Origin of the sequence: Klebsiella sp. M5al, from assembly GCF_002090195.1 — a bacterium.
Lineage (GTDB): Bacteria > Pseudomonadota > Gammaproteobacteria > Enterobacterales > Enterobacteriaceae > Klebsiella > Klebsiella grimontii.
Genome location: NZ_CP020657.1, coordinates 3,130,474 through 3,153,357 on the forward strand (window position 1 = coordinate 3,130,474; position 22,884 = coordinate 3,153,357).

Below are 22,884 nucleotides of genomic sequence, written 5' to 3' on the forward strand. Positions count from 1 at the left end.
GGAAATGTCAGGATGAAAACGGTAGAGTTTTTGCTTTATACCCTTAAACCGGGTTCCGGGAACGATTTTCACCGGCTAATGAAAGAACAAAGCGCGCCCTGCCACCGTGCAGCCGGCATGGATATCGTCGCCTTCGGCAACTCAGTCGAGGACAACGACGCTTATTATCTGATACGGGCCTATGACGACCTGACGCATTTAAATACCTCGCAGGAGCGCTTCTATCGTAGCCCGGCGTGGCGCGAAGGCCCGCGACAGGCCATCATCGATAAAATCAGCGTCAGCGTAAAAACGGTGATGGAGCTGAGCGACAGCGCGATTGATGGCCTGCGAAACGGCTGACCCGCGCGGGCAACAACGGCTGAGCCGGCGGCGGTTCGTTTTTTCTGGCGCAGACATTCATGGGTTGCAGGCGTTGCCCGCTGGCGGCCGACGCCTTACCGGGCCTACGATGAGTCAGTGTAACCCGGCAAAAATGCGGCTACTGCGCGTCCCCCTGACTCCGCCATGAGTTGTGATTCAGCGACGCAAGAAAGCCCTGCGGCGTGTTGTTGCCGAGCTTTTTTTGCGTCCGTCCCTGGTTCCACAGCGCGCACAGCCGCTGCAGCGTCGCATCCGGTTCGTCCAGCGCCGGAATAACGTCGGCTAATCGCTCGCTAAGCTGCACCGCCCCGCTCTCCGCCATCGCCACCGTTGCGCACGACAGATCCGCGCGCGCGGGCTGAAAGCCGGCATGAGCATAAATCTCAAGACATTGTATCCGCGCCGGACAGGCGTCCAGCGCCTGGCTCAGCCAGCTATCGACCAGCGCGGGCGAGATCCCCGAATAGATGCGGCCAAAGCACCAGCCGCTGATCGGCTCCTGCGCCCAGAGCAGATGATGTTCACCACCGTCGTCCATCGACAGCGCAAGCTGGCGGTAGTGCAGCGTCAGGGTATCGGCGCGCATCCCTGCCTTTAACGCTTTCTTTCCCTGCGGCGCGGCGCTTTTCCGCCCCTCATGGGCCGGGCGCAGATAGCGGTTCAGGGTGGCCCGAGAGATGGCGATGCCCAGCCCCTCATTCACCATAAACAGCAGCTCATCCAGCGGCGCGCGCAGCGCATCGCGCAGGGCATTTATCAGGTTCTCCTGCTCTTGTCTCAATACTTTGTGTATCAAATGCGGCGTGGTGTGGTTATCGGAAATCTGGCTGCGGTTGCGCCAGCGGCGCACCGTAGTAATAGAAATCCCCAGTTCCTGCGCCAGTTCGCGGTCGCTTTTGGTCGATTCCTGAAGATATTTGCGCGTTCTTGGCGTGGTGGTTGCGTTGGCGTGCAGCTTAATTTCCATACGATCCTCGACAGAAAATATAACCAATCATATGAGATATATATTATTGTAGAGAACACAATGTGAACCGCTTCACCTTTAAGCCCACCGCTTTCTCTCATAATCCGCCATAGATAACACACTCATCCCCTGTCGATCTTGTACGGAGTTCACAATGAACAATGTTCTGGGATTTCTTGAAGCCAAACTGATGCCGCTGGCGGCGAAAACCGCCCAACAGCGTCACCTCGGCGCTATTCGCGGCGCCTATGTTTCATTTATGCCTTTTATTATTGTCGGTTCTATTCTGCTGGTGATCTCGTCGTTCCCCAACCAGAGCTATCAGCAGTTTATGGCCAGCACCTTCGGCGCCAGCTGGAGCGCGATTATCGAAATTCCGTTCAACGCGGTCTTTTCGACGATGTCGCTGTTTATCAGCTTCCTGGTGGCCTATCGTCTGGCGGAGCACTACGGCGATGACCGCATCTCCTGCGGCATCCTTTCGCTGGTGGGGTTTCTGATCCTCACGCCATTTATTAAAGTCGCTGAAAACGGCGGCATCACGGTGATCCCCGTGGAATGGATCGGCACCAAAGGATTATTCGTCGCCATGATCGGTTCGCTGCTGTGGACCGAACTGTTCTGCTGGCTTAAGCGCAAGAAGCTGGTGATTAAGATGCCGGACGGGGTGCCGCCCGCGGTACAGGAGTCGTTCGCCGCGCTGATCCCGGCGCTGCTGGTAATGATTCTGATCCTGGCGATTCGTATCGGGTTTGAGCACACCCACTACGCCACCATCCACCAGTTTATTTATGAAGTCGTCGCCTCGCCGGTACGCCATTACGGTACCTCCTACTTCGGCGCGCTGATGACCGTTTTCAGCATTACCATTCTATGGTCGGTCGGCATCAACTCCGGTTCGATGATTAACGGCATTATTCGTCCGCTGTGGATGGAAAATCAGACCGATAACATCGCGGCTATTCAGGCTGGCGTCACTCCGCCGCACATTATTACCGAGCAGTTCTTCGACATGATCTGGATGGGGGGCGCGGGCGCAACGCTGTCGCTGGTCATTGCGATGCTGATTTTCGCCCGCAGCAAAAATATGCGCGAAGTCGCCCGCCTCGGCGCCGGCGCCTCCATTTTTAATATCAATGAGCCTATCCTCTTTGGCCTGCCGGTGATCATGAACCCGATCATGCTGATCCCGTTTAACCTCGTGCCGCTAGTGCTGGTCACCGTGCAGTACGCAGCGATGAAAATCGGCGCAGTGGCCGTCACCACCGGGGTCTTTATCCCCTGGACGCTGCCGCCGGTGATCAGCGGTTTTATCGTCACCGGGCATCTTAGCGGCAGCGTGATGCAGATCCTTAATTTGCTGATTGGCGCCATGCTGTACCTGCCCTTCATGCGCATCGTCGATAAGCAGTATCGCGCCGCGGAAATCACCGCCCGAGCCGAAACGGACAACACGCTTGCTAAACAGGAGTAAACCAATGTGGGGAATGATTGCCACCTGGCGAATGGCGCTGGAAGGCGTAACCGAAGCCGCGACGGCGCTGGCCTCCGGCGCTGACACCGCCAGCGCCGTGGTCAATGCGGTGGCGGCGGTAGAAGATTTTCCGCTGTACAAATCGGTAGGCTACGGCGGTTTGCCGACGGAAAACGGCGAGGTCGAACTGGATGCCGCCTTTATGGATGGCGATACCCTGGCCTTCGGCGCGGTCGGCAACCTGGTGGATATCGCCAACCCGGTGAAAGTCGCCCACGCCCTCAGCCGCCAGCGCTATAACAGCCTGCTGGTTGGCCAGGGCGCCCGAGAGTGGGCCATAAGCCAGGGCTTCGCCGCCAAATCAATGCTGACCGAGCGGGCCATGCAGCACTACCGCAAACGCTGCCGCGAAACGCTGGATAAAGGCCTCAGCCCCTACGACGGCCACGATACCGTGGGCATTATCGGTCTCGACAAACAGGGTTCCATGAGCGTCGCCACCTCCACCAGCGGCCTGTTTATGAAAAAACGCGGGCGGCTGGGCGATTCGCCGATTATCGGCTCAGGCTTCTACTGCGATAGCGAGACCGGCGCCGCCACGGCCACCGGCGTCGGTGAAGATCTGATGAAGGGTTGCGCCAGCTACGAAATCGTCCGGCGCATGGCCCAGGGAATGACGCCGCAACAGGCGGCGGACTCGGTAGTCTACGAGTTGGAAGACAAACTGATGTCGCGCTTTGGCCGCGCGGGCGACCTTTCGGTGGTGTGCATGAACCGCCGCGGCGAATTCGGCGCCGCCACCAATATCAAAACCTTCTCCTTTGTCGTCGCCAGCGCGACCCAGCCGCTCACCGTGTTTTGCGCCGAGCGCGTGCAGGAGAAAACCCACTACCGTCCGGTGGACGACGAATGGATGCAGGCCTACGCCGCACGTATTCGCGCCCCCATCGAGGAGTAAGTCATGCTGGATTACCGCTTTATCAACCGACTGGATAGCGCCTGCCATGGCGCGCATCTGGTGACCTGGCCCGGCAGCACGCTGTTAACCCAGGCCCCCCTCAACTCAAGTCCCCTGCTCGCGGAAATGGTGGCACAGGCCGCCCGCGGCGAGGTGGCGGATACCCGCTTCGGCTGCTCCCCCTTCGCGCGCATCACCCTTATTCCGCGGCCGCTGTGGCAGGATGCGCTGAACGACGGCCTGGCCGAGGCGCTGCGGCCGCTATGCAAAAAGCCGCTGAGCGAAGCGCTTATCCTCGACTGTTCGCTGGAACAGAGCAACGGCACGCTAACCAAAGCGCTGCGCGAACTGTTTAACCTCGACTGGCAGCTTGATGACTTAGGCCTGCATCAGGTGAAAGCCGTCAGGCCACGCCTGCGCCAGCTCGCCCTCTACGCCCTGCCTGAACAGCGGCCGACGCTGGAAACCCTTGTGCGTCAACAGCAGGCGATCGCGCACGGCATGATTGCCGCACGACGGCTGGCGGATCTGCCTTCGGAGCAGTGTACCCCGCAGTACGTGGTGGACGAGGCCCGGCGTCTGTGCATCGATATCCCTGTTCTGCGCTGCGAAGTACTCGATGAAAACGCGATTGTTGAACAGGGGCTCGGCCTGCTGCATGCGGTGGGGAAAGGGTCCGCGCGTCCGCCGCGCCTGCTGGCGATACATTATGATGGTGGCGGCGATGGCCCGGTTCGCTGCTACGTCGGTAAAGGCGTCACCTTTGATACCGGCGGGCTGTGGCTGAAGGAAGGCGCCGGGATGTACACCATGAAGTACGATATGTGCGGCGCGGCCAACGTCCTCGGCCTGATGCTGAGCATCGCCGAGCTGGCGCTACCTGTGCGAGCGATGGGCGTTCTGGCGCTGGCGGAAAACGCGATTGGTCCCGACGCTATGCAACCGGGCAGCGTCGCCCGGGCCTGTAACGGTCTGACGGTAGAGATCAATAACACCGACGCCGAAGGTCGGCTGGTGCTTTCCGACGCCATTGCCTGGGCCAGCCAGCGGCATCCGCAGGCGCGCTATATTATCGATATGGCAACCCTGACCGGCGCGGTGGTTAAAGCGCTGGATAGCAGGCTGAAGAAACAGACCGAAAGCGCCATTGCCGACCTGTGCAACACGCCGGGCAATAATGCGGCGATCAGCGCTTCCGCCGCCTGGCTTTTACAGCATTTCTGCCCACCGGAGATCCCCTGGGCCCATCTCGACGTCAGCGGCACGGCGCTGTGGCGCGAAGGCGGCAAAAGCGTTGCTTCCGGCCGGCCGATTCCGCTGCTGATTCAACATCTGCTCGACGATATCGGCGAGATTTAATGTCTCCCTGGAGGCGATGTTCGCGCACTATCCCGGGTTGCGGCGAAAACGCCTTACCCGGGCTACGGATTACCCGCAATCTGCGGTCCTGTAGCCCGGGCAGGCGCTCTGCGCCGCCCCCGGGGGAAGAGCGCGGAGTAGCAGAATTTCCCGGAGGCGGTGCTCGCGCACCTGTCCGGGCTACAAAATCAGCAGGATCCGTAGCCCGGGAAATGCCCTACTCCTCGCTCACAACCGGTTTGACTCTTACCGCAAACAGCACAATCACCATGGCGCTGACCAGCAGCACGCCGCTGCCGACAAAAACGCCGCTCGCGCCGTTGAGATCGAACACCGCCCCACCGCCAGCCGCACCGGCGCTAATCGCCAGCTGAATAGACGCCACCAGCAGGCCGCCGGCGCTTTCCGCTTCATCCGGCACCGTGGTGGCAAGCCAGGTCGACCAGCCCACCGGCACCAGGCCAAAAGCAAAGCCCCACATCGCCACCAGCAGACCATCCAGCAGCGCCACGTGGCCGAACGCCACCATCATCAGCGCCAGCACGCTCATTGCCAGCGGCACCAGCGCCAGCGTCAAGCGCAGGCTTCGGGCTAACAGATGTCCGGCAATCGAGGTTCCGATAAAGTTCGCTACCCCAAAACCGAGCAGGATCAAGGAGACCCCTTCGACGCTGGCCTGAGCCACGGTTTCAAGGAACGGGCGCAGATAGGTAAAGAAAGCAAAATGGCCGCTGAAAATCAGGATGGTCGCCAGCATCCCGCCAATCATACCGGGACGGCGCAGTACCTTAAACAGCGTAGCGAAGCTGCCGGCGCTCTCCGGACGCATGGAGGGCAGAACCCACAGCTGCCAGAGCAGCGCAACCACGCTCGGCAGCGCACAAATAAGAAACACGTTGCGCCAGCCGATCAGCGCGCCGAAATAGCTGCCTAGCGGCGCGGCAACCACCGTCGCGATTGAAACGGCGGAAAAAATAATCGCCAGCGCTTTCGGCACCATCGCCGCCGGGACCAGGCGCATGGTGGTCGCGGTCGACATCGACCAGAAGCCGCCGATGGCGATCCCCAGCAGCAGACGACCCAGCAGCAAAAACTCCAGCGAACCGGCGAAGGCCACCATCATGCTGGAGATAATCTGCAAAACCGAGAAGAACATCAGCACCCAGCGGCGGTCAATATTTCGCGTCGCGGTAGTGATCAGTAGCCCGGTCACTAACGCCACCAGCGCCGTCGCGGTCACCGCCTGCCCCGCCATACCTTCGCTAACGCCCAGGCTGGCCGCCATCGGCGTTAACAAACTGGCAGGAAGAAACTCGGCGACAATCAGGCCAAACACCCCCAGCGCCAGCGCATAGACGGCGCGCCACGCGGGCCTGGCGTTAGCCTGGCTCTCTTCAGCTGCAATGCAGGAACTCATAAACATCTCTCCAGAACAATTAACATTTCGTTAAGGTTAAGCGCTTCTGTTCGGACGATCTATGATGCATACTCCTTGATTATTGATAATTCGTCCGGGAATGATGTTATGACTCAGCACGCCCTCGATCTCACCAGCGAACTCCTGCGCGGCATGCGCCTGTCCGGCGTCAACTACCGGCGCATCGAAACTTCCCGCCCGTTCGGCGTCGAGTTCGGCTTCGTGCCCGGTAAAGCGCAGTTCCACTTTATCAGCCGGGGGCCGGTACTGCTGCGCATGGTCAGCGGCAAGCGCCTGATGCTGCAGAGCGGCGATGCGCTGTTTATTCCCAACGGCGATGGCCACGTGCTGCTCTCCGACGACCAGGCGGCGGTGGTGAATGTGTCCAGGCTGCCTAGCGAACCGGTCTGCGACTCGGTAAGCTGCGTCAAAAACGCGTGCGACGACGCGAAAAACGACAGCGCCATTATCTTTAGCGCCTGTATGGACTTTGAGCTGGGCGGCATGCAGCCGCTGGTCAAAGCGATGCCCGAAGTGATGATGGTCAGCAGCCTGCTGACCAGCCGCCCGGAGATCCCGCCGATGCTGGCGGCGATGGAACGCGAAAGCCTCACTCGGCAGGCGGGCTACGCCGGTATACTGGCGCGGCTGGCCGATGTGGTCGCCGCGCTGATTGTCCGCGGCTGGGTGGAGTGTGGCTGCGGCAACGCCACCGGCTGGGTGCAGGTGCTGCGCGACCCTAAGCTGGCCAAGGCCATTTACGTGATGCATCAGCAGCCCGGCATTAACTGGAAAGTCGAGGATCTGGCCCGCGAGGCGGGGATCTCGCGTTCGGTATTTGCTGAACGTTTCCTCTCCGCCACCGGCACCACGCCCGCCCGCTATCTGACCGAGCTACGTATGCGCCTCGCGGTGCAGTACATTTCCCATGAGGGTCAGGCGCTGGAAAAAGTGGCCTTCCGGCTGGGCTACAGTTCCCATGCCGCCTTCAGCCGCGCCTTTAAACGCATTATCGGAAAAGCACCGGGCGCGCTGCGCGAGCCGGCGCGGGAGCAAGAGGCTTAGCGCTGTCCCAGTTCACGGGTTCGCCTGACCGCCGCCAGTACGCTACGCTGAAGCCCGGCGGCAAAATCGCTGTTATTCAGCTCGTACAGACCGTGGATCCCGACTCCCGCCGGGGAATTATTGATATCCAACAGCTGGCGCGGATGCTTCTGGCTTTGGCGCAGCATCTCGACCGCGCCGAGCAGATTTTCCAGCACCACCTCCGTTGCCTGGGGTCGCGATAGCCCCGCCAGCACGCCGGCGTCGGTAAAGGACTCGATAAAATAGTAGATATAGTTGGGGCCCGCGACAGCAAAGCCGGTAAAGATGTCGATCAGCCGTTCAGGCAGATACAGTACCTTGCCAAAGCCGCGCAGAAACGGTTCGATTTCCGCCGCGCTGGCGTGAGCGTTTAAGGTCACGCCGCTATAGCCAAATCCGGTATCGGTCAGGGTATTGGGGATCGCTCTGGCAATCGGCGTGGCCTCGCCAAACAAGGAGGCCAGCTTTTCCAGGGTCACTCCCGCGATCAGAGAAACCACCGTCGTCAAACCGTTAAGCTGCGCGCGCACGCGGTTCGCCACCCCCGCCAGATCGTCCTGCGGACGGATCCCCAGCACCAGCAAAGAGGCCTCGTTTACGCCGCCGTCGCCCGACAACCGATAATGGGCGTACAGATGCTCGGCTCGCGCGCTGTCGATATCCTCCAGCGAGATCGCGTCCGCCCGCAGTGCGCCGTTGCTTAATGACGCGCGAATAATCGCCTCCGCCATCTGTCCGGCGCCGATAAAATGGATCTTTGCCATCGTTCCTGCTCCTTATTCAAAGAGATATTCGCCGTTGCCAACGCGAAAGCGCCGGCCTTTAAGCGCCGGTTCGGCAACGCGAAACACCAGTTCAGTCAGCTGGTTCGCCGCGCCGTGGCGGAAGATAAACTCACGGCCGCCCACCTCCAGCCCGAGTTCGCCTTGCGGGGTAAAACCAAACAGCCGCTGCCAGCGGTCGCGTACCGCCCGGGGATTGTGAACCGCAAAAACCGCGCGCTGCAGCTCTATCTCCCCCAGCGGATGCGGCGCAGCGAGACCCTGGGCCTGCAGGCGGATCAACCGGGCGTCATCCTCTTCGCCCCATTGCAGAACGAACGGATAGACCAGGCCATCAAAGTCGCCGTCAATGGTGAAGATCCGCCAGCTGATAACGTTGCCCTGCGGATCGTTGCGCTGGCCGTTGACGATCGGCGAAACCCGCAGGCCCTGTTGATGTAGCTCCGCATGCGTGCGCGCAATATCGTCGCTACGCAGCGCCACCCGATACAGCGCTTCATTTTCCGGCAGCAGCCGTGAGGCATCCCGGGAGAGTAAAAACGTCTCTGCGGCGCAGAGCAGCTCTGCGCCATCGGCAATCGCCAGAAATTCGATATAGGTCAGGCCGAAATAGCTCAGCGCATTCCGGGTCCCCCAGCCCGGATGGCGCCCACCGGCCACCGCGTTGAGCTTTTGCCCGCTCAGCGCCTCTATCGCCGCTTCAGGCTGATTAACAAACTGGACCGCGTGGTCCCACGTTAAGGTTGTCATTCTCCCTCCCGCTCCTCTGCCTGATAAAAACGCAGCCGACAGGCGGCATCGCCGCGGGCCAGCGCGGTCTGCACCTCTAAATGCAGCCCCGGAAACGCGTCGGTTAATGCATGATCGCCTTCCATGCAGATATCGCACAACGTCGCAATGTCGCTGGCGCCTCGCCCCTGCTGCCGCCAGCAGTTGACATAAGGACAGTAGTGAAACAGCACGATAAACTCGGCCCGGCCGATGCTGACGGGTTCCATCTCATAAACCTGAGATTCCAGACCGCGGGTAAACAGCCCGGCAAACGCCTGCAAATCCCGTTCATCCTCCATTTGCGCGCGGATCTTATACCCGAGATCGCGGCCATAATGACGTATTGCCTCGCGGGCAAAATCATCGGCGATCTGGCGCTGGCGGCTTTCGTCCAACAAATAACCGATGGTTGCCGCGCGTTTTTCAGTAATGGCGCGCAGCGCCAGGGTCACCTCATCGTTTAAGCTGGCGGCGTTATGCGCCGTTTCGGAACTTATTGGCGTCATGCGCTTATTCCCAGTCGGTATTCACTTTCACGTCGCTGGCGCCCGGCAGGGCATACACATCTTCGGCGTACCATTTTCGCGAGAGCTCAGCGAGCGTGCCGTCCTTTTTCAGGGCAACCAGCTGCGCGTCAATCGCTTTGATCAGCTGCGGGTCGGTATTCTTTTTATACAAATAGACGTTAGGAAACAGGCCGACGGAATCCGAAGCTTTCAGATTTAGATTTAGCGCCTTATTTAGCGCCAGCAGCGCGCCAATGGGATAAATCGCCGCATCGTATTCTCCGGAGGCCACGGCTTTGAAAATATCGGCGGCGGACTGTTCGCCGTTGGGCTGGAGGTTAATTTGTTGGCCCGGATGTTTTTTATTGTAGTTTTCAATCACCGTATACCGGGCGTCGGAGGTGTGGATCGGCACCAGTTTTTTCTTACCGCTGGCAAGATCGCCAAGGTTATGAATATCGTTCTCATCGTTACGCACAATCAGACGCAAATCGCTGATCCCGGTCGGCTCGTCTGAGTGGTCGTATTTTTCCGCCCGCTCTTTGGTGAGATAAAAGTGATCCGCCGCGAGGGTATAGGCGCCGGTCGATAGGCCGACGATCATCGCGTCGCGCGAGACCGCATTAAAATGAAACGTATAGTCGGTTAACCGCTGGTCCAGCACCTTTAACAGGTCGCCATCGTAACCGGTAATATTGTTGTTATCGTCAACAAAGCTAAAGGGAAAACCGTTAGCATTGACGACCACCTCAACCGTTTTGGCATTAGCGCTTTTCTCAACCGCCTGCGCGCCGGTAATTCCCATTGCCAACGCGAGCGAACTCACCAGTAATATTTTATTTTTCAAAATACTTTCCCCAAAATGATAACCGTGGACCACTTTTTTGTCCGTTTCCTTGCCAGCGGGCGCTCAGAAACGTTTCTGCACTGCGCAATGCTCTGGCAATCGCCAGGCACAGCAGGATATAAATCACCAGCACCACGCAATAGGCTTCGACAAAATGAAACCCGCGCGCGGCGGCGATATTGGCTTTCGCCATCAGATCAACAACGGTGATGGTGTAAACCAGCGAGGTGTCTTTAATCAGATCGATCAGCACGCTGGTAAAATTCGGCAACGCGGATACCGCCGCCTGCGGCAAAATAATGCGTCGGAACTGCGTGAATCCGCTTAGCCCAATTGACCATGCTGCCTCCCGCTGCCCCTTATCAACCGCGTTCCACCCGGCGCGAAAGGTTTCAGCGAAATAAGCGCTGAAAATCAACGATAGCGCAGTGACCGCCGCCGCCTGCGGCGAGAGTTTATAGCCGAACATAGTGTCCTGCGGGCCGCCAAACAGCCCGACGGCCACCCACGGCCAGACGTAAAAGAAGAAATACAGCATCACCAGTACCGGGACCGAACGGCCAAAGGAGAGGAATACCTTCGCCGCAACCTGAACGCCCGGAATCTGACGAATAATCGCCCACGCCAGCGCCGCGCCCAGCAGCGTGGAAAACAGCAATGATAATAATGTTATCGCCAGCGTGACCGGCAACGCGCTTAATATAAAAGTAAAATTATCCCGAATGAACGTCAGGCTAAACATGTTTATCTATCACTCCAGCAGGAACTGATATTTCTTTTCAATACGAGTAGTCAAATAGAGAATAAAACTATTCAGTACCCAGTAGACGATAATAACGCTGATAAAGGCCGCCACCTGTTTAGCTCCATAGCTATTTTGCGAAATCTTTTGCGCGCGACCAAAAATATCAACAATGCCAATGATATTGACCAGTGAAGTCATTTTCACCAGGTTAATTAAAAGATTACCAAACACCGGGACGGCAATAATGAATCCCTGAGGGAATATGATCCGCAGCAGCCCGGTATGCCAGGGGATATTCAGGCTGGTAATGGCCTCTTTCTGGCCGCTATCCACCGCGCCCCATGCTGAACGCATCATTTCAGCAAAATAAGGGCTAATGCTGACCGAAATAGACAAAATCGCAAAGGTGGTATCGCTAATCAGCAGCGGCGGCAGCGACAGCGCGGTGAGGATTAATTTGCCGCCGAAGAAAAACAGCAGGATCAGCAGCGCCAGGGGCGCGCCGCGCAGAATGTCGGTATACCCGTTTGCCGCCGCTCTGAGCGGCTTAATGCGGCTAAATTGCAGCACCACGATCGGCAGCGCGATCGTCAAACCAAGGAGCAGCGACGCCAGCGCTATCCCGAGGGTCACGGGCAGGTTTTCCAGCAGCTTCGGCAGTATCCCGGCAATATCCTGCCAGCTAAACAGCGGGTTATTGTTCATCTTCAGCCTCAGGCGTGATAGTGCAGTTGCGCAAGGAAAGCCCGGGTGCGGCCCTGCTGGGCTGCGCCAAATATCTGTTCCGCCGGACCCTGTTCGACAATCTCGCCGTTTTCCATAAATATCACCCGGGAAGCGACCTGGCGGGCGAACGCCATTTCGTGGGTGACGATGATCATCGTCTGGCCCGCGGCGGCAATGGTCTGAATAAGCTCAAGCACCTCACCCACTTTTTCAGGATCCAGCGCGGAGGTCGGCTCATCCAGCAGCAGCACGGCGGGGCTCATCGCCAGCGCGCGCGCAATCCCGATACGCTGCTTTTGGCCACCGGAAAGACTGTGGGGATAGTGGTCTTTTTTATGCAGCAAACCCACCTGCTTTAAAAGCCGCTCAGCAATATTGAGCGCCTCCTGACGCGGACGTTTTTTAGCGTAAATCAATCCTTCGGTAATATTTTGCACTGCGGTAAGATTGTGAAACAGATTCCACGACTGAAAAACCATGGCGGTTTTACCGCGTAGTTTTTCAATTTCTTTTTTCCCCGCCGTTGCGCAATCCAGCGCCACATCATCTATTTTTATTTTCCCGCTATCGGCGGGCTCTAAGAAATTAAGCGTGCGCAACAACGTGGTTTTTCCTGAGCCGCTGGGGCCAATAATGCAAATAATCTCACCGGAATTAACGCTAAGCGATACCTCTTTTAGTACGCTTTCCCCGGAGAAACTTTTACTGATCTTATTGAGAGTCATCATAATGAGATAGTCGTGAAGGATTTAAAAAACCGCTGCTTATCGGCATTGATTGCTGTGTAAAAACTATATTGCCGGGGTTCAGACGATAGCAAACAAGAAAATAGTCTATCGAAAGTTAAAAAATAACTTTTTATATATTTGTTATGACAATGAGGCGGGATTGTAATCAGATCTTCTTAGCAAAACAGGATGGCGGAAACCGTCATTTATCATTCAAATTTACTGAATGATGAGAGCAAATTGTTTCGATTTTCATTATCACCATGTTGGCCTATCATTTATCACATCGGGGCAACAACGCTCCAACACTGATAAAACACTTAAGGAATACGACCATGAAATCCATCAAAACTTTCGTTGCAGTTGCCGCTCTCTCCCTGATCTCTTTCGGCTCTTTTGCCCAGAGCATCAGCGCCAGCGCGTCCACTCTGGACCGCGCAGAAGCCAAAATTGCCGCTCAGGCCGCAGAACAAGGCGCGTCCTACAAAATCACCAGCGCACAGTTCAATAACCGCGTACATATGACCGCTGAGCTGACTAAATAAAATCGACAACATTGCCGGGCCGCCGCAAGAAACAGGCGACAGCGACAACACGATGAAATAAGGAACACAACATGAAAAATATCGGCGTAGTCACCGCACTGCTTCTGGCTGCTACACTCTCGTCCGGCGCGATGGCCGCAGAGAATAGCTTTGCGCGCCCGGAGGCAGGTTCAAATATCGATACGTCTGTGCATCAGAATCATATAGATGTCAGCCATGCCTTTGATAAAGAGAGCCTGACCGCAGGCAATCTTCAGTAACACACAGCGCAAGGCGCGCGCGGAATTATCCGCTGCGCGCCTTACTTTTTCTGCCAGTGAGCCCACGGATTATCCGCCGGCGCGTCCTCTTTTGCTGTCTCTGCACCGGACAGCGAATCAATATACAGCGCTTCCACCTCTTTACGCGCCCACGGCGTGCGGCGTAAAAACTTCAGACTCGATTTAATGCTCGGATCGCTTTTAAAGCAGTTAATGTTGATGCGTTTCGCCAGTTCGGCCCAGCCATATTGCGCGACCAGCGCGTTTAATAGCGCCTCCAGCGTGATGCCGTGCAGAGGATCGTTTGGGTGCTGCATTGCGTCTTTTACCTGAATTAAAAATTTTGCTCACCATACTGGCTCCAGACGCCAATCGCAACCGCCCCGCCTCTCCCTTATCCAAAATTCGCAAAAGCACAGAACCCTCCTCGGTCATAAATTAGAAAAGAACGTTATTGGTTGAATATTTTCGCTTAAGGCAAGCTGGCTTCAACCACCCGACTGAGGAATCGATCATGCGCTGTTGTTGTCCCCGAACCCTGGACCTGTACCGACGAAAACATCTGAATACCGCCTTCGGAGAACACAATGAACGCGACAACTTTACCGATACTGGATCTGGCCCGCTACGCGGATCCCGCTGAAAAAGCGGCGTTTCTCGCCGACCTGCGCCACGCCGCCCGCGATATCGGCTTCTTTTATCTGATCAACCACGGCGTTGATGAGTCGCTGCAGCAGGCCGTACAGGAGCAATCCCGCGCCTTTTTTGCCCTTCCCGACGCTCAAAAGCAGAGCGTGGCGATGATTCACTCCCCACATTTTCGCGGCTACAACCGCGCCGCGTCGGAATTAACCCGCGGTCAGCCCGACTGGCGCGAGCAGTTCGATATCGGCGCCGAACGTCCGGCGCTCAGGCTTGACGAACGCGCTCCGCGCTGGCAGCGCCTGCAGGGGCCGAATCTCTGGCCAGAGGCGTTGCCCTCGCTCAGACCAACGTTGTTAACCTGGCAACGGGAAATGACCCAGGTTGGGATCACCCTGCTGCGCGCCTTCGCCGAAGCGCTGCACCTGCCGTTGGATGCCTTTGATGGCCTGTACGGCGAAAAACCCAACGAACATATCAAGCTAATCCGCTATCCCGGCCAGCAGGAAACCCAGAGCGCCCAGGGCGTTGGCGCGCATAAGGACTCCGGTTTCCTCAGCTTCTTGTTGCAGGATGAGCAGAAAGGATTGCAGGTCGAAGTCTCCCCCGACCGCTGGATTGACGCCACCCCGCTGGCGGGCAGCTTTGTAGTGAATATCGGCGAACTGCTGGAGCTGGCGACCAATGGCTATCTGCGCGCAACGGTGCACCGGGTCGTTTCGCCGCCCGCCGACCAGCAGCGGCTGTCGATAGCCTTTTTCCTCGGCGCCCAGCTGGATGCCGTGGTCCCCGTCTACACCCTACCTGACGAGCTGGCCCGCGAAGCCCTCGGACCGGATAGCGACCCGCAAAACCCGCTGCTACGCGAAGTGGGCTGGAATTACCTGAAAGGGCGTCTGCGTTCGCATCCTGATGTCGCCGAACGCTACTACCAGGATGTTTTTCGCGAACGCGCCGAGCAATTGATCGTTTAAACATAACAACAAACACAAGGAATAAGATGATGAAATATGCCGCATTTAAACTGGCAGGGGTTGCACTGTCTCTCTCTCTGGCATGGACTTCCGCCCAGGCCGCCGCGCTGCGCGTCGCCGCGGACCCGGTGCCGCACGCCGAAATCCTTAACTACATTAAAAAGATCGATCCCAGCCTCGACCTGAAAATTGTCGAACTCACCAGCGGCGTTAACGCCAACGAACTGCTGGCCAACGGCGACGTCGATGCCAACTATTTCCAGCACGTGCCCTATCTGAAAGATCAGGAGAAAGCGCTGGGTAAAACCTTCGCCGTCGCGGCGACCGTGCATATTGAGCCGCTGGGGATCTATTCGCGCAAGCATAAAGATTTTAAATCGCTGCCCGAGAACGCCACCGTGGCGGTACCGAATAACACCACCAACCTGAGCCGCGCGCTGTTTCTGCTGCAAAATCAGGGGCTGATTAAGCTGGCGGCCAAATTCACCGACCCGGCGACCACCCTGGCGACGCCGAAAGATATTGTGGAAAACCCGAAACACCTGAAAATCCTTGAGATTGAATCACCGCAAATCCCGCGGTCGCTGGATGACGTCGACCTGGCGGTGATTAATGGCAATTACGCGCTGGAAGCCGGGCTGGTGCCAGCCAAAGATGCGCTGGGTCTGGAGAGCGCGACCAACAACCCGTACGCCAATATCCTGGTGACAACGCCGGCGCTGGCAAACGATCCGCGCATCAAGGCGCTGGCCAAAGACCTCACTTCGCCGCAGGTCGCCGAATTTATTCGTAAGCAGTATAACGGCTCGGTGATCCCGGTTGCCCCTCAGTCATGATTGAGATTGCCGGGCTGAGTAAAACCTATGCCGGAACAGGCCGACCGGCGCTAAACGATGTCTCTCTGCAGGTGCCGAAAGGAGCCGTTTACGGCATCCTTGGGCGCAGCGGCGCAGGCAAAAGTACGCTGATACGCTGCCTGAATTTGCTGGAGCGGCCCACGTCGGGCCGCATTATTGTGAACGGGAACGATATTACCCGGATGGATAAAACCGCGCTGCGCGAGTACCGGCTGCGCACCGGGATGATCTTCCAGCACTTTAATTTACTGCACGCCCGCAGCGTCGCCGACAACATCGCGGTGCCGCTGGAGATAGCCAAAGTGCCGAAAGCGGCGCGGCAGGCGCGGGTGGCGGAGCTGCTGGAACTGGTCGGGCTGGCGGACAAAGCCGCCGCCTTTCCGTCACAGCTTTCCGGCGGGCAAAAACAGCGTGTCGGGATCGCCCGCGCGCTGGCCGCGAGGCCGGACGTGCTGCTGTGCGATGAGGCCACCAGCGCCCTCGACCCCGAGACCACGGCCTCGGTACTCAGCCTGCTGGCGGATATCAATCAACAGCTGAACCTCACCATCGTGCTGATCACCCACGAACTGGACGTGGTGAAAACCCTCTGCGACCACGCGGCGCTGCTGGAGCACGGGGAGATTATTGAAAGCGGCAGAATCGCCGATTTGCTGGTGGCGCCATGGTCGCGGCTACGGCAGTCGCTGCTGCACGATCCTCAGGCGGAGCGGGATTTCCTCGCCCGCCACGGTTTTCACGGGAGGCCATTATGCGGAGTAGCATGAGTTGGGAAGATCTCTGGCCGCTGCTGCTTCAGGGCACGGTAGATACCGTTTATATAGTCGGCCTGGCGGCGCTGTTTACCGTGCTGCTCGGGCTGCCGACCGGCGTGCTGCTGTTTGTTTCGCGCCGCAATGGCCTGGCGCCGATGCCGAAACTCAACGCCGTGCTGGGCGCGATTATCAACTTTGGTCGTTCGCTGCCGTTTATCGTCCTGCTGATCGCCCTGATCCCTTTTACCCGGCTGATTATCGGCACCACCCTCGGCAGTACCGCCGCGGTGGTTCCGGTCACCATTGGCGCCTTTCCGTTCTTTGCGCGGCTGACGGAGAATGCGCTGGATGAAGTGGATTACGGGCGTATCGAGGCGATTTTATCGATGGGCGGCAACATCTGGCACGTTATCTTTAAATCGCTGCTGCCGGAAGCGCTGCCAACCCTGTTGGCAGGCATCACGCTGACCATCGTCATGCTGATCGGCTTCTCTTCGATGGCGGGCGTGATTGGCGGCGGCGGGCTGGGCGATCTGGCCATTCGCTACGGCTATCAGCGCTTTAATAACGAGGTGATGGTCGGCACGGTGCTCATTCTGGTCGCGCTGGTGCAGGGCGTGCAGATGGCCGGCGACCGTCTGGTACGCGGCCTCGCCCACCGGCGTTAACGCTAAGCGGATGGCTGCGCGCCATCCGCGCTTAAAACCCGCATTCGTTTACCAGGGTCCGAATCAGCTCCGCCGCCGGCAGCTCGCGAATCAGGCTGACGCCCTGCCCGGCCCAGTGCGCGCCGTACTGGCGGTCCCCCTGCGCTTTCGCCGCCGATGCCAGCGCTTTCCCGACGTCATAGGCCACGGGATAATCCGGTACGAGGTGGCGATCGTTTATTGCGCGCCAGCCGTTAACCAAACATCTTGCCGGGCGCCCGGAAATCGCCGACGTTAACACGGTGTGTCCGTCAGTCGCGCCTTTAATCGCCTCGCGGTAGCCGGCGTCCGCTGCCGATTCCGGGCACAGCAGAAAAGCCGTTCCCAGCTGCGCGCCTTCGGCGCCGAGATGCATTACGCTGTTCACTCCCGCGCCGTCCATGATGCCACCTGCGGCGATAAGCGGAATATCAATGCGCCGCTTAAGCGCCTGAATCAGGGTAAAGGTACTCATCTGCCCGTCGGGCGCCTGGGGATCGAAGATGCCGCGATGACCGCCGGCCTCATAGCCCTGCGCCACCACCATATCGATGCCCTGCTCTACGGCCAGCAGCGCCTCCTCCACGCTGGTGGCGCTCGCCAGGGTAACGATGCCTTTTTCACGCAGCCGGTCAACGACCCCTCGCTCCGGAACACCAAAATGGAAGCTGACCACCGCCGGAGTAAGATCGAGCAAAAGCTCGGCCATCCGCGGCTGCTGCTGAAAACTCAGGTAGATTTCCGCCAGCGTCTCCGGTGGCAGGCCGCCAAAGCGCGCAAACTCAGGGCGCAGTCGCGCCAGCCACTGCGCTTCACGCTGCGGGTCCCTTATTGCCGGGGCGTGGCAAAAAACGTTGACGTTAAACGGACGGGTGGTTAAGCGCCGGGTGTGGTTGATAAGCGCCTCGGCCTGCTCTACCGTGGAGGATCCCAGCCCCAGCGAGCCGAGCGCGCCGGCGTCGCTAACCGCGGCCGCCAGCTCCGGCGTCGACACGCCGGCCATCGGCGCCTGAATAATGGGATAATCAATATCAAGCTGCCGCGTAAGCCGGTTGCTCATGGTGTGCCCTGATGAAATTTGTGCGTTGAGGCAATTAAAATCTCTTTTAGAGATGATAAGATCAACATTATTTTCAAATTAAGAATAAAAGTATGAACCACACCACATTACAGATTTTCAAAACGGTGGCGGAAGAACAGAGCGTCACCCGCGCGGCAAAGCTGCTGGGGCGGGCGCAGTCCAACATTACGACCCGCATTCACCAGTTGGAAGAAGAGCTGGGCGTTGAGCTGTTTGCCCGCGGTAACAAGAAGATGCCGCTGTCGCCCGCCGGGGAGCGTTTTTTGGCCTATGCGCTGAAAATCCTCAGCCTTGCCGAGGAGGCCCGGCAGGCTCTGCACCCCGCCACCCCGGGCGGTAATTTACGCATGGGGGCGATGGACGCCACCGCCGCCAGCCGCCTGCCGCCGCTGCTTACCCGGTTTCATGCCCAGTGCCCGGAGGTGATACTGACGCTCAAAACCCAACCCAGCCGCCAGTTGACCCTGCAGGTGCTGGACGCCGCGCTCGATTGCGCGCTGGTATGCCTGCCGCAGGGCGCTTCCCCCGCCGAAGACCTGGAATATCTGCCGCTCTTTCAAGAACAGCTGGTACTGGTGCTTCCCGCGGATCGCCAACGCTTTCGCTTTGCCGCCTTCGCGGAGGGCTGTACCTACCGGGCGATGGGTGAAGCGTATCTGGCGCAATCCGAGGCGGCGGAGAGCGAGATCCAGGACGTCGGCTCCTATCACGCGATGCTCGCCTGTATCGCCTCCGGCGGCTACGCCGGCATACTGCCGCAGAGCGTGCTCGATACGCTGACGCTGCCTGAAGCCAGCCGGGTGCGCCCGGTCGGTCAGGCGGTCACGCAGCTTATCTGGCGTAAAGGCTACGCGTCCCCCGCCCTCGATAAAATGCGCCAGCTTCTTACATCAGCCTCCGACCTTTGACGCTCGCCGCCCTCCGGCGGCAACCAGCGCGGCGGCCACCACCAGCGCCCCTGCCGCCGCGCTGAGCGAAGGATTAAACGACCCGCTGCGCTCATACAGCGCGCCGGCAACCAGCGGGCCGACAATCTGCCCGACGCCATAGGTCGCGGTCATGGCGGCAATCATATTGAATGAGACCAGATGGTTCAGCCGCCTTCCCTGCGGCAGCGCAATAGTCACCGTTCCCATAAAGGTAAAACCGACCAGTAGCGCGCTCAGCAGACAAAACGGCAATGCGTGGCTCCACGCCGGGAGAATGACGCCGACGGCCTGAATCAGCAAATTAAGGGTGAACGCGCGACGGTAGCCAAACCTGATGACCAGCCGGTGCCAGATAAAGCACGAGGGCACAGCGGCAAGACCGAAAATGGCCCAGATCTGCACCGGATCGATAGCGTTCAGCGAGCCGCTGAGAAACAGCGGCAGGTAGGTGGCGGTGATGATGTAGCCAAAGCCGGCCAGGCCGTAAACCAGCAGCAGCTTCCACGCTTCACGCACGCGGCCTTGCGCCTGCTGGTCCTGTACGCCAGCAGGCGATTGATAGGCAATAAGATAGTCTGCCGGGCTCAGCAACAGGCGCAGCGCCAGGATGAAAAGCGCGCCGGCGCTTATTGCGCACAGCAGCCATATTTGCTGGCTGGAGAGCGCCAGGGTCTTGCCCAGCGAGATACATTCCGCCGACAAAAATATCCCCATGCCGACGCCGGAATACAGCACCGGCGCGCCGTTATGGTGCTTCATATGCTGCAGCAGCCACAGGGAGGCGGCAATCAGCGTAACCGCGCTTAACAGTCCGGCTATTCCGCGTACCGCGATAATGGCCAGCGGCGAAACCAGCCAGCCGAGTAACGTCAGGCACAGCAGCGTGAGCAATACGGAAAGCTGATTTAACACTCTGGCGTCCGCGGGCCTGGCTTTCGCCAGCAGCAGCGCGCCGGCCAGGTAACCCGCGTAGTTGGCCGAAGCGGCAAGGTTGCCTTCACGCAGCGAGAGCACCTGCTCGTTCAGCATCAGTGGCAGGATCCCGGTATAGGCGAAACGCCCGTAGCCCATGCCAATCATCAGCACCGCCGAACCGGCCAGCGCTAGCAGAAAGGCCTTTAACCCCGGCCTGAGTTCAAAAACGTTCACCCGCTACCTCCGCGATTATTCTCAAAAAGAGAATTATAAATTTATATAATTCTCTTTTTATTATGATATCGGTCAACCCAACGCGCAAGCGACGTATGGGCCTGTCTGCCGATGACTTTACGGGGAATGCCGGGAAACGCTTCGCCGGGCGACGAAGTATGACGTGAGGGCTGGACGTCCATGTCCAGCATGTTTTAGCGGTGGCTGAGCGCCAGTTTGGCGGCAAACAGCATAAAGACGCCGCCGGTTGCGCGATCCATCCAGCGGATGAAGGTCGGTGTTTTCAGAAGACCGGCGGCGTACCGGCTGGCCAGAATCAGCGTTAACGACCAGAGCGTACCAATCGCAACATGAATAGCGACCAGCAGAAATGTCCAGATGGTTGGCGAGTGGCCCGCCGGTATAAACTGCGGCAGGAAAGAGACATAAAATATCCCCATTTTCGGATTCAGCACATTGCCCAGCATCCCTTTTAAAAACCAGTTGCTGGCCGACGGCGCGGCTATTTCCTGACTGTTAAAGTGGCTGCGCGGTTTGAGAATTAACTGAATGCCCAGCCAGCATAAATAGACGGCCCCACACCATTTAAGCAGGTCATACGCCAGGGCCGATGCCGCCAGCAGCGCCCCGAGGCCGAAGGCCACCACCGCGCCCCAGATAAAACACCCAGTATCAATACCCAATGCCGCCTGAAAGGCCTTTTTTCCGCCTTCAACGGTGGAGGTGCGCAAAATGAGCGCGGTATCAAGACCCGGGGTCAGCGTGAGCAGCAGCGCGGCAAAGGAATAAGCAAGAAGGGAATCTGCGACGGACATTTTCTATCTCCGAAAGCGAGGATTCTAGATAAAACGCGTTGAAAACGCAATCATTGATATACCCTTCGCCGGGCGTGTCGCGCTTTGCATAAAAGTTCTTCGCGACAAGTCTCTGACGCCAAAGCCGGTACAGTTATTTGACGACGCGTTTATCAGCACAGGTTGTTATGACGCTTAATCAAAAATAACTAAAATCTCAATACGATGATGCAACGTTTGGCGAATAACACACTAACTATACCAGTCTAGTCTAACTTTATTTATGTCCTGCGGTAAAAACCTTCCCATTTTTGACATATATAATTGGCGTCCAACATCATCCCATAGTAATGTTTTAGCACAATCCTTATGCCATATATTGGGTTGGACATTGGGCAAAGAGAACTCCACGCCAGCGACCAGTTTAGCGTTTTATCACCATAAACCTTATTAATTTTCGCTGGTGTCTTCGAGTTTACCTTTAATATTCTCATGTAATATATTTGCAGCCCTTGTACAAAGCTCAGCGAAAATAGCAATTTCACCCTGCGACATGCACGATGCCACCTGCTCAGCCATTATGCGCCTGCTGGATTCTGCAGAATGCAGGAACTCAATACCTTTTTCCGTAATCCGCGTCAGCATTTCTCGTTTGTCGCTTTCTGCCGATTCCTGTTCAACAAAGTGCTTATCTTTCAACATCCGCAGGATCTTGGACATTTTACTACGCGCAAAACCGAGCTTTTCACCAATTGCGCTTGGAGTCATGGGCTGGAACTGGCGTAAAATATACAACGTATCGTATTGTGGCCAGTTAATACCATCAGGATTAATCAACGAGCGACGAGCAACAAGTACGCATTGCAAATTTCCTAAAGCATCTTCAAATTGACGATTCAATGATATTTCGCGTTCAGAACCACTAGCCACTTTTTTATTCATTTCCATACATTCTCCTGATGCCGTTTACAATAAGTTAAGCTTACTATTTTACCACATCCCTTCAAGGAAGGAAAAGTCATCATACCTTTTGCCCCCATTAACAACATAAGAACTGTCCTGCTAATCCTGAAAGATATATTCTCTGTTCAAAACATCCTCATAATCTATTAACTCAATTATCTCACCATTATTTATTTCAATCACATTAACATATAACAAAGAGAAGTGTTTTCCATCCGGCAGAGTATTCCCATGTAGTTTATATTCAACAATGACGACATCGGGATTATTCGTATAATGAAATCGTTCATCCTCTATGGAGGTAAAGCGTAAGGGCGCAACGCCAAAGCCATTAGCATAGTGTAAGCGAATATTCTCACGTCCAACAATCACCTCCCTGTTGCGACGAAAAGGCAACGACAAACGCCCGTTAACAGAGAAAAGGGACGCCAGCTTATCCGATGACTTCTCCATCACTGCCGAAATATATTTATCAAATAACGCCGGAACCATTTTATTATCCTCTTGATGAAATTGATAA

27 protein-coding genes are annotated in these 22,884 nt (G+C 57.4%); 12 read left to right on the plus strand and 15 right to left on the minus strand.

Annotated elements, in window-relative coordinates; translation table 11 throughout:
* The first annotated feature begins 12 nt into the window (after nucleotides 1-12).
* Complete coding sequence (locus BWI76_RS14935) at nucleotides 13-342, plus strand: NIPSNAP family protein (RefSeq protein ID WP_004136323.1); 330 nt, start codon at nucleotides 13-15, stop codon at nucleotides 340-342.
* Nucleotides 343-481: 139 nt separating this feature from the next.
* Here the strand turns inward: BWI76_RS14935 and BWI76_RS14940 are convergent, their stop codons facing one another.
* Complete coding sequence (locus tag BWI76_RS14940; protein WP_024358104.1) at nucleotides 482-1,330, minus strand: hypothetical protein; 849 nt, start codon at nucleotides 1,328-1,330, stop codon at nucleotides 482-484.
* A 154-nt stretch (nucleotides 1,331-1,484) separates the two neighbouring features.
* Here BWI76_RS14940 and celB point away from each other — a divergent pair, with 154 nt between their 5' ends.
* The 3 genes from celB to BWI76_RS14955 are packed head-to-tail and all read left to right on the plus strand — an operon-like array spanning nucleotide 1,485 to nucleotide 5,121.
* Complete coding sequence (gene celB, locus BWI76_RS14945) at nucleotides 1,485-2,804, plus strand: PTS cellobiose transporter subunit IIC (RefSeq protein WP_004120071.1); 1,320 nt, start codon at nucleotides 1,485-1,487, stop codon at nucleotides 2,802-2,804.
* A gap of 4 nt (nucleotides 2,805-2,808) precedes the next feature.
* Nucleotides 2,809-3,762: a N(4)-(beta-N-acetylglucosaminyl)-L-asparaginase gene (locus BWI76_RS14950; protein WP_004134354.1), complete on the plus strand. Its 954-nt coding sequence runs from the start codon at nucleotides 2,809-2,811 to the stop codon at nucleotides 3,760-3,762.
* 3 nt (nucleotides 3,763-3,765) lie between these two features.
* Nucleotides 3,766-5,121 (plus strand): leucyl aminopeptidase family protein, encoded by a 1,356-nt coding sequence (locus tag BWI76_RS14955; RefSeq protein WP_004134353.1) that lies wholly within the window; start codon nucleotides 3,766-3,768, stop codon nucleotides 5,119-5,121.
* 217 nt (nucleotides 5,122-5,338) lie between these two features.
* Here BWI76_RS14955 and BWI76_RS14960 read toward each other — a convergent pair whose 3' ends face one another.
* The gene (locus BWI76_RS14960; protein WP_004120066.1) at nucleotides 5,339-6,538 is read right to left on the minus strand and encodes an MFS transporter; all 1,200 of its coding nucleotides are present in this window, start codon (nucleotides 6,536-6,538) and stop codon (nucleotides 5,339-5,341) included.
* Between the two features lie 108 nt (nucleotides 6,539-6,646).
* Between BWI76_RS14960 and BWI76_RS14965 the strand changes: the two genes are divergently transcribed.
* The gene (locus BWI76_RS14965) at nucleotides 6,647-7,603 is read left to right on the plus strand and encodes an AraC family transcriptional regulator (RefSeq protein WP_004134130.1); all 957 of its coding nucleotides are present in this window, start codon (nucleotides 6,647-6,649) and stop codon (nucleotides 7,601-7,603) included.
* Here BWI76_RS14965 and BWI76_RS14970 read toward each other — a convergent pair.
* The 7 genes from BWI76_RS14970 to BWI76_RS15000 are packed head-to-tail and all read right to left on the minus strand — an operon-like array spanning nucleotide 7,600 to nucleotide 12,729.
* On the minus strand, nucleotides 7,600-8,388 hold the full coding sequence (locus BWI76_RS14970) for a pyrroline-5-carboxylate reductase family protein (protein ID WP_024358102.1): 789 nt from the start codon (nucleotides 8,386-8,388) through the stop codon (nucleotides 7,600-7,602). The genes BWI76_RS14965 and BWI76_RS14970 overlap by 4 nt on opposite strands.
* A 12-nt stretch (nucleotides 8,389-8,400) precedes the next feature.
* Complete coding sequence (locus BWI76_RS14975) at nucleotides 8,401-9,156, minus strand: VOC family protein (RefSeq protein WP_064371776.1); 756 nt, start codon at nucleotides 9,154-9,156, stop codon at nucleotides 8,401-8,403.
* A complete protein-coding gene (locus BWI76_RS14980) occupies nucleotides 9,153-9,683 on the minus strand; it encodes an L-2-amino-thiazoline-4-carboxylic acid hydrolase (protein WP_004134125.1) in 531 nt (176 codons plus the stop codon). The genes BWI76_RS14975 and BWI76_RS14980 overlap by 4 nt, the downstream gene beginning before the upstream one ends.
* Before the next feature lie 4 nt (nucleotides 9,684-9,687).
* Nucleotides 9,688-10,530 carry a transporter substrate-binding domain-containing protein gene (locus tag BWI76_RS14985; protein ID WP_004134123.1) on the minus strand — a complete coding sequence of 281 codons (843 nt, stop codon included), beginning with the start codon at nucleotides 10,528-10,530 and terminating at the stop codon, nucleotides 9,688-9,690.
* On the minus strand, nucleotides 10,520-11,272 hold the full coding sequence (locus BWI76_RS14990; protein ID WP_004134121.1) for an amino acid ABC transporter permease: 753 nt from the start codon (nucleotides 11,270-11,272) through the stop codon (nucleotides 10,520-10,522). The genes BWI76_RS14985 and BWI76_RS14990 overlap by 11 nt, the downstream gene beginning before the upstream one ends.
* Nucleotides 11,273-11,281: 9 nt before the next feature.
* Nucleotides 11,282-11,980, minus strand: a complete 699-nt coding sequence (locus BWI76_RS14995; protein ID WP_004134119.1) for an amino acid ABC transporter permease — start codon at nucleotides 11,978-11,980, stop codon at nucleotides 11,282-11,284.
* Nucleotides 11,981-11,988: 8 nt separating this feature from the next.
* The gene (locus BWI76_RS15000; protein ID WP_024358097.1) at nucleotides 11,989-12,729 is read right to left on the minus strand and encodes an amino acid ABC transporter ATP-binding protein; all 741 of its coding nucleotides are present in this window, start codon (nucleotides 12,727-12,729) and stop codon (nucleotides 11,989-11,991) included.
* Nucleotides 12,730-13,064: 335 nt separating this feature from the next.
* On the opposite strand from BWI76_RS15000, the gene BWI76_RS15005 reads away from it, so the two are divergent.
* Nucleotides 13,065-13,274 carry a YdgH/BhsA/McbA-like domain containing protein gene (locus tag BWI76_RS15005; RefSeq protein ID WP_004120044.1) on the plus strand — a complete coding sequence of 70 codons (210 nt, stop codon included), beginning with the start codon at nucleotides 13,065-13,067 and terminating at the stop codon, nucleotides 13,272-13,274.
* Between the two features lie 71 nt (nucleotides 13,275-13,345).
* A complete protein-coding gene (locus BWI76_RS15010) occupies nucleotides 13,346-13,534 on the plus strand; it encodes a hypothetical protein (RefSeq protein WP_004134116.1) in 189 nt (62 codons plus the stop codon).
* Between the two features lie 41 nt (nucleotides 13,535-13,575).
* Here the strand turns inward: BWI76_RS15010 and BWI76_RS15015 are convergent, their stop codons facing one another.
* Complete coding sequence (locus BWI76_RS15015) at nucleotides 13,576-13,851, minus strand: VF530 family DNA-binding protein (protein WP_049130285.1); 276 nt, start codon at nucleotides 13,849-13,851, stop codon at nucleotides 13,576-13,578.
* Nucleotides 13,852-14,121: 270 nt separating this feature from the next.
* On the opposite strand from BWI76_RS15015, the gene BWI76_RS15020 reads away from it, so the two are divergent.
* The 4 genes from BWI76_RS15020 to BWI76_RS15035 are packed head-to-tail and all read left to right on the plus strand — an operon-like array spanning nucleotide 14,122 to nucleotide 17,430.
* Nucleotides 14,122-15,150, plus strand: coding sequence for an isopenicillin N synthase family dioxygenase (locus tag BWI76_RS15020; protein WP_049130283.1), 1,029 nt, complete (start codon nucleotides 14,122-14,124; stop codon nucleotides 15,148-15,150).
* Nucleotides 15,151-15,179: 29 nt separating this feature from the next.
* Nucleotides 15,180-15,986 carry a MetQ/NlpA family ABC transporter substrate-binding protein gene (locus BWI76_RS15025; RefSeq protein WP_004134110.1) on the plus strand — a complete coding sequence of 269 codons (807 nt, stop codon included), beginning with the start codon at nucleotides 15,180-15,182 and terminating at the stop codon, nucleotides 15,984-15,986.
* On the plus strand, nucleotides 15,983-16,774 hold the full coding sequence (locus BWI76_RS15030) for a methionine ABC transporter ATP-binding protein (protein ID WP_004134108.1): 792 nt from the start codon (nucleotides 15,983-15,985) through the stop codon (nucleotides 16,772-16,774). The genes BWI76_RS15025 and BWI76_RS15030 overlap by 4 nt, the downstream gene beginning before the upstream one ends.
* Nucleotides 16,771-17,430: a methionine ABC transporter permease gene (locus BWI76_RS15035; RefSeq protein ID WP_186439790.1), complete on the plus strand. Its 660-nt coding sequence runs from the start codon at nucleotides 16,771-16,773 to the stop codon at nucleotides 17,428-17,430. Before BWI76_RS15030 ends, BWI76_RS15035 begins: the two co-directional genes overlap by 4 nt.
* Nucleotides 17,431-17,461: 31 nt before the next feature.
* Here the strand turns inward: BWI76_RS15035 and BWI76_RS15040 are convergent, their stop codons facing one another.
* Nucleotides 17,462-18,508, minus strand: coding sequence for an NAD(P)H-dependent flavin oxidoreductase (locus tag BWI76_RS15040; protein ID WP_004134106.1), 1,047 nt, complete (start codon nucleotides 18,506-18,508; stop codon nucleotides 17,462-17,464).
* A 92-nt stretch (nucleotides 18,509-18,600) separates the two neighbouring features.
* Between BWI76_RS15040 and BWI76_RS15045 the strand changes: the two genes are divergently transcribed.
* A complete protein-coding gene (locus BWI76_RS15045) occupies nucleotides 18,601-19,437 on the plus strand; it encodes a LysR substrate-binding domain-containing protein (RefSeq protein WP_024358092.1) in 837 nt (278 codons plus the stop codon).
* Here BWI76_RS15045 and BWI76_RS15050 read toward each other — a convergent pair.
* From BWI76_RS15050 to BWI76_RS15065, 4 genes are all read right to left on the minus strand, one after another.
* Nucleotides 19,420-20,607 (minus strand): YbfB/YjiJ family MFS transporter, encoded by a 1,188-nt coding sequence (locus BWI76_RS15050; RefSeq protein WP_049086539.1) that lies wholly within the window; start codon nucleotides 20,605-20,607, stop codon nucleotides 19,420-19,422. The two genes, BWI76_RS15045 and BWI76_RS15050, sit on opposite strands and share 18 nt — an antisense overlap.
* Before the next feature lie 194 nt (nucleotides 20,608-20,801).
* On the minus strand, nucleotides 20,802-21,422 hold the full coding sequence (locus BWI76_RS15055) for a LysE family translocator (RefSeq protein WP_049086540.1): 621 nt from the start codon (nucleotides 21,420-21,422) through the stop codon (nucleotides 20,802-20,804).
* Nucleotides 21,423-21,851: 429 nt separating this feature from the next.
* Entirely contained in the window at nucleotides 21,852-22,349 is a 498-nt protein-coding gene (locus BWI76_RS15060; RefSeq protein ID WP_024358089.1) for a MarR family winged helix-turn-helix transcriptional regulator, read from the minus strand.
* Nucleotides 22,350-22,463: 114 nt separating this feature from the next.
* Nucleotides 22,464-22,856, minus strand: coding sequence for a nuclear transport factor 2 family protein (locus BWI76_RS15065; protein ID WP_024358088.1), 393 nt, complete (start codon nucleotides 22,854-22,856; stop codon nucleotides 22,464-22,466).
* Nucleotides 22,857-22,884 lie beyond the last annotated feature (28 nt).

Bases quoted from the DNA above. Each gene is read 5' to 3' on its own strand.
- BWI76_RS14935 (WP_004136323.1), top strand. From the start codon at position 13: ATGAAAACGGTAGAGTTTTTGCTTTATACCCTTAAACCGGGTTCCGGG.
- BWI76_RS14940 (WP_024358104.1), bottom strand. From the start codon at position 1,330: ATGGAAATTAAGCTGCACGCCAACGCAACCACCACGCCAAGAACGCGC.
- celB (WP_004120071.1), top strand. From the start codon at position 1,485: ATGAACAATGTTCTGGGATTTCTTGAAGCCAAACTGATGCCGCTGGCG.
- BWI76_RS14950 (WP_004134354.1), top strand. From the start codon at position 2,809: ATGTGGGGAATGATTGCCACCTGGCGAATGGCGCTGGAAGGCGTAACC.
- BWI76_RS14955 (WP_004134353.1), top strand. From the start codon at position 3,766: ATGCTGGATTACCGCTTTATCAACCGACTGGATAGCGCCTGCCATGGC.
- BWI76_RS14960 (WP_004120066.1), bottom strand. From the start codon at position 6,538: ATGAGTTCCTGCATTGCAGCTGAAGAGAGCCAGGCTAACGCCAGGCCC.
- BWI76_RS14965 (WP_004134130.1), top strand. From the start codon at position 6,647: ATGACTCAGCACGCCCTCGATCTCACCAGCGAACTCCTGCGCGGCATG.
- BWI76_RS14970 (WP_024358102.1), bottom strand. From the start codon at position 8,388: ATGGCAAAGATCCATTTTATCGGCGCCGGACAGATGGCGGAGGCGATT.
- BWI76_RS14975 (WP_064371776.1), bottom strand. From the start codon at position 9,156: ATGACAACCTTAACGTGGGACCACGCGGTCCAGTTTGTTAATCAGCCT.
- BWI76_RS14980 (WP_004134125.1), bottom strand. From the start codon at position 9,683: ATGACGCCAATAAGTTCCGAAACGGCGCATAACGCCGCCAGCTTAAAC.
- BWI76_RS14990 (WP_004134121.1), bottom strand. From the start codon at position 11,272: ATGTTTAGCCTGACGTTCATTCGGGATAATTTTACTTTTATATTAAGC.
- BWI76_RS14995 (WP_004134119.1), bottom strand. From the start codon at position 11,980: ATGAACAATAACCCGCTGTTTAGCTGGCAGGATATTGCCGGGATACTG.
- BWI76_RS15000 (WP_024358097.1), bottom strand. From the start codon at position 12,729: ATGATGACTCTCAATAAGATCAGTAAAAGTTTCTCCGGGGAAAGCGTA.
- BWI76_RS15005 (WP_004120044.1), top strand. From the start codon at position 13,065: ATGAAATCCATCAAAACTTTCGTTGCAGTTGCCGCTCTCTCCCTGATC.
- BWI76_RS15010 (WP_004134116.1), top strand. From the start codon at position 13,346: ATGAAAAATATCGGCGTAGTCACCGCACTGCTTCTGGCTGCTACACTC.
- BWI76_RS15015 (WP_049130285.1), bottom strand. From the start codon at position 13,851: ATGCAGCACCCAAACGATCCTCTGCACGGCATCACGCTGGAGGCGCTA.
- BWI76_RS15020 (WP_049130283.1), top strand. From the start codon at position 14,122: ATGAACGCGACAACTTTACCGATACTGGATCTGGCCCGCTACGCGGAT.
- BWI76_RS15025 (WP_004134110.1), top strand. From the start codon at position 15,180: ATGAAATATGCCGCATTTAAACTGGCAGGGGTTGCACTGTCTCTCTCT.
- BWI76_RS15030 (WP_004134108.1), top strand. From the start codon at position 15,983: ATGATTGAGATTGCCGGGCTGAGTAAAACCTATGCCGGAACAGGCCGA.
- BWI76_RS15035 (WP_186439790.1), top strand. From the start codon at position 16,771: ATGAGTTGGGAAGATCTCTGGCCGCTGCTGCTTCAGGGCACGGTAGAT.
- BWI76_RS15040 (WP_004134106.1), bottom strand. From the start codon at position 18,508: ATGAGCAACCGGCTTACGCGGCAGCTTGATATTGATTATCCCATTATT.
- BWI76_RS15045 (WP_024358092.1), top strand. From the start codon at position 18,601: ATGAACCACACCACATTACAGATTTTCAAAACGGTGGCGGAAGAACAG.
- BWI76_RS15055 (WP_049086540.1), bottom strand. From the start codon at position 21,422: ATGTCCGTCGCAGATTCCCTTCTTGCTTATTCCTTTGCCGCGCTGCTG.
- BWI76_RS15060 (WP_024358089.1), bottom strand. From the start codon at position 22,349: ATGGAAATGAATAAAAAAGTGGCTAGTGGTTCTGAACGCGAAATATCA.
- BWI76_RS15065 (WP_024358088.1), bottom strand. From the start codon at position 22,856: ATGGTTCCGGCGTTATTTGATAAATATATTTCGGCAGTGATGGAGAAG.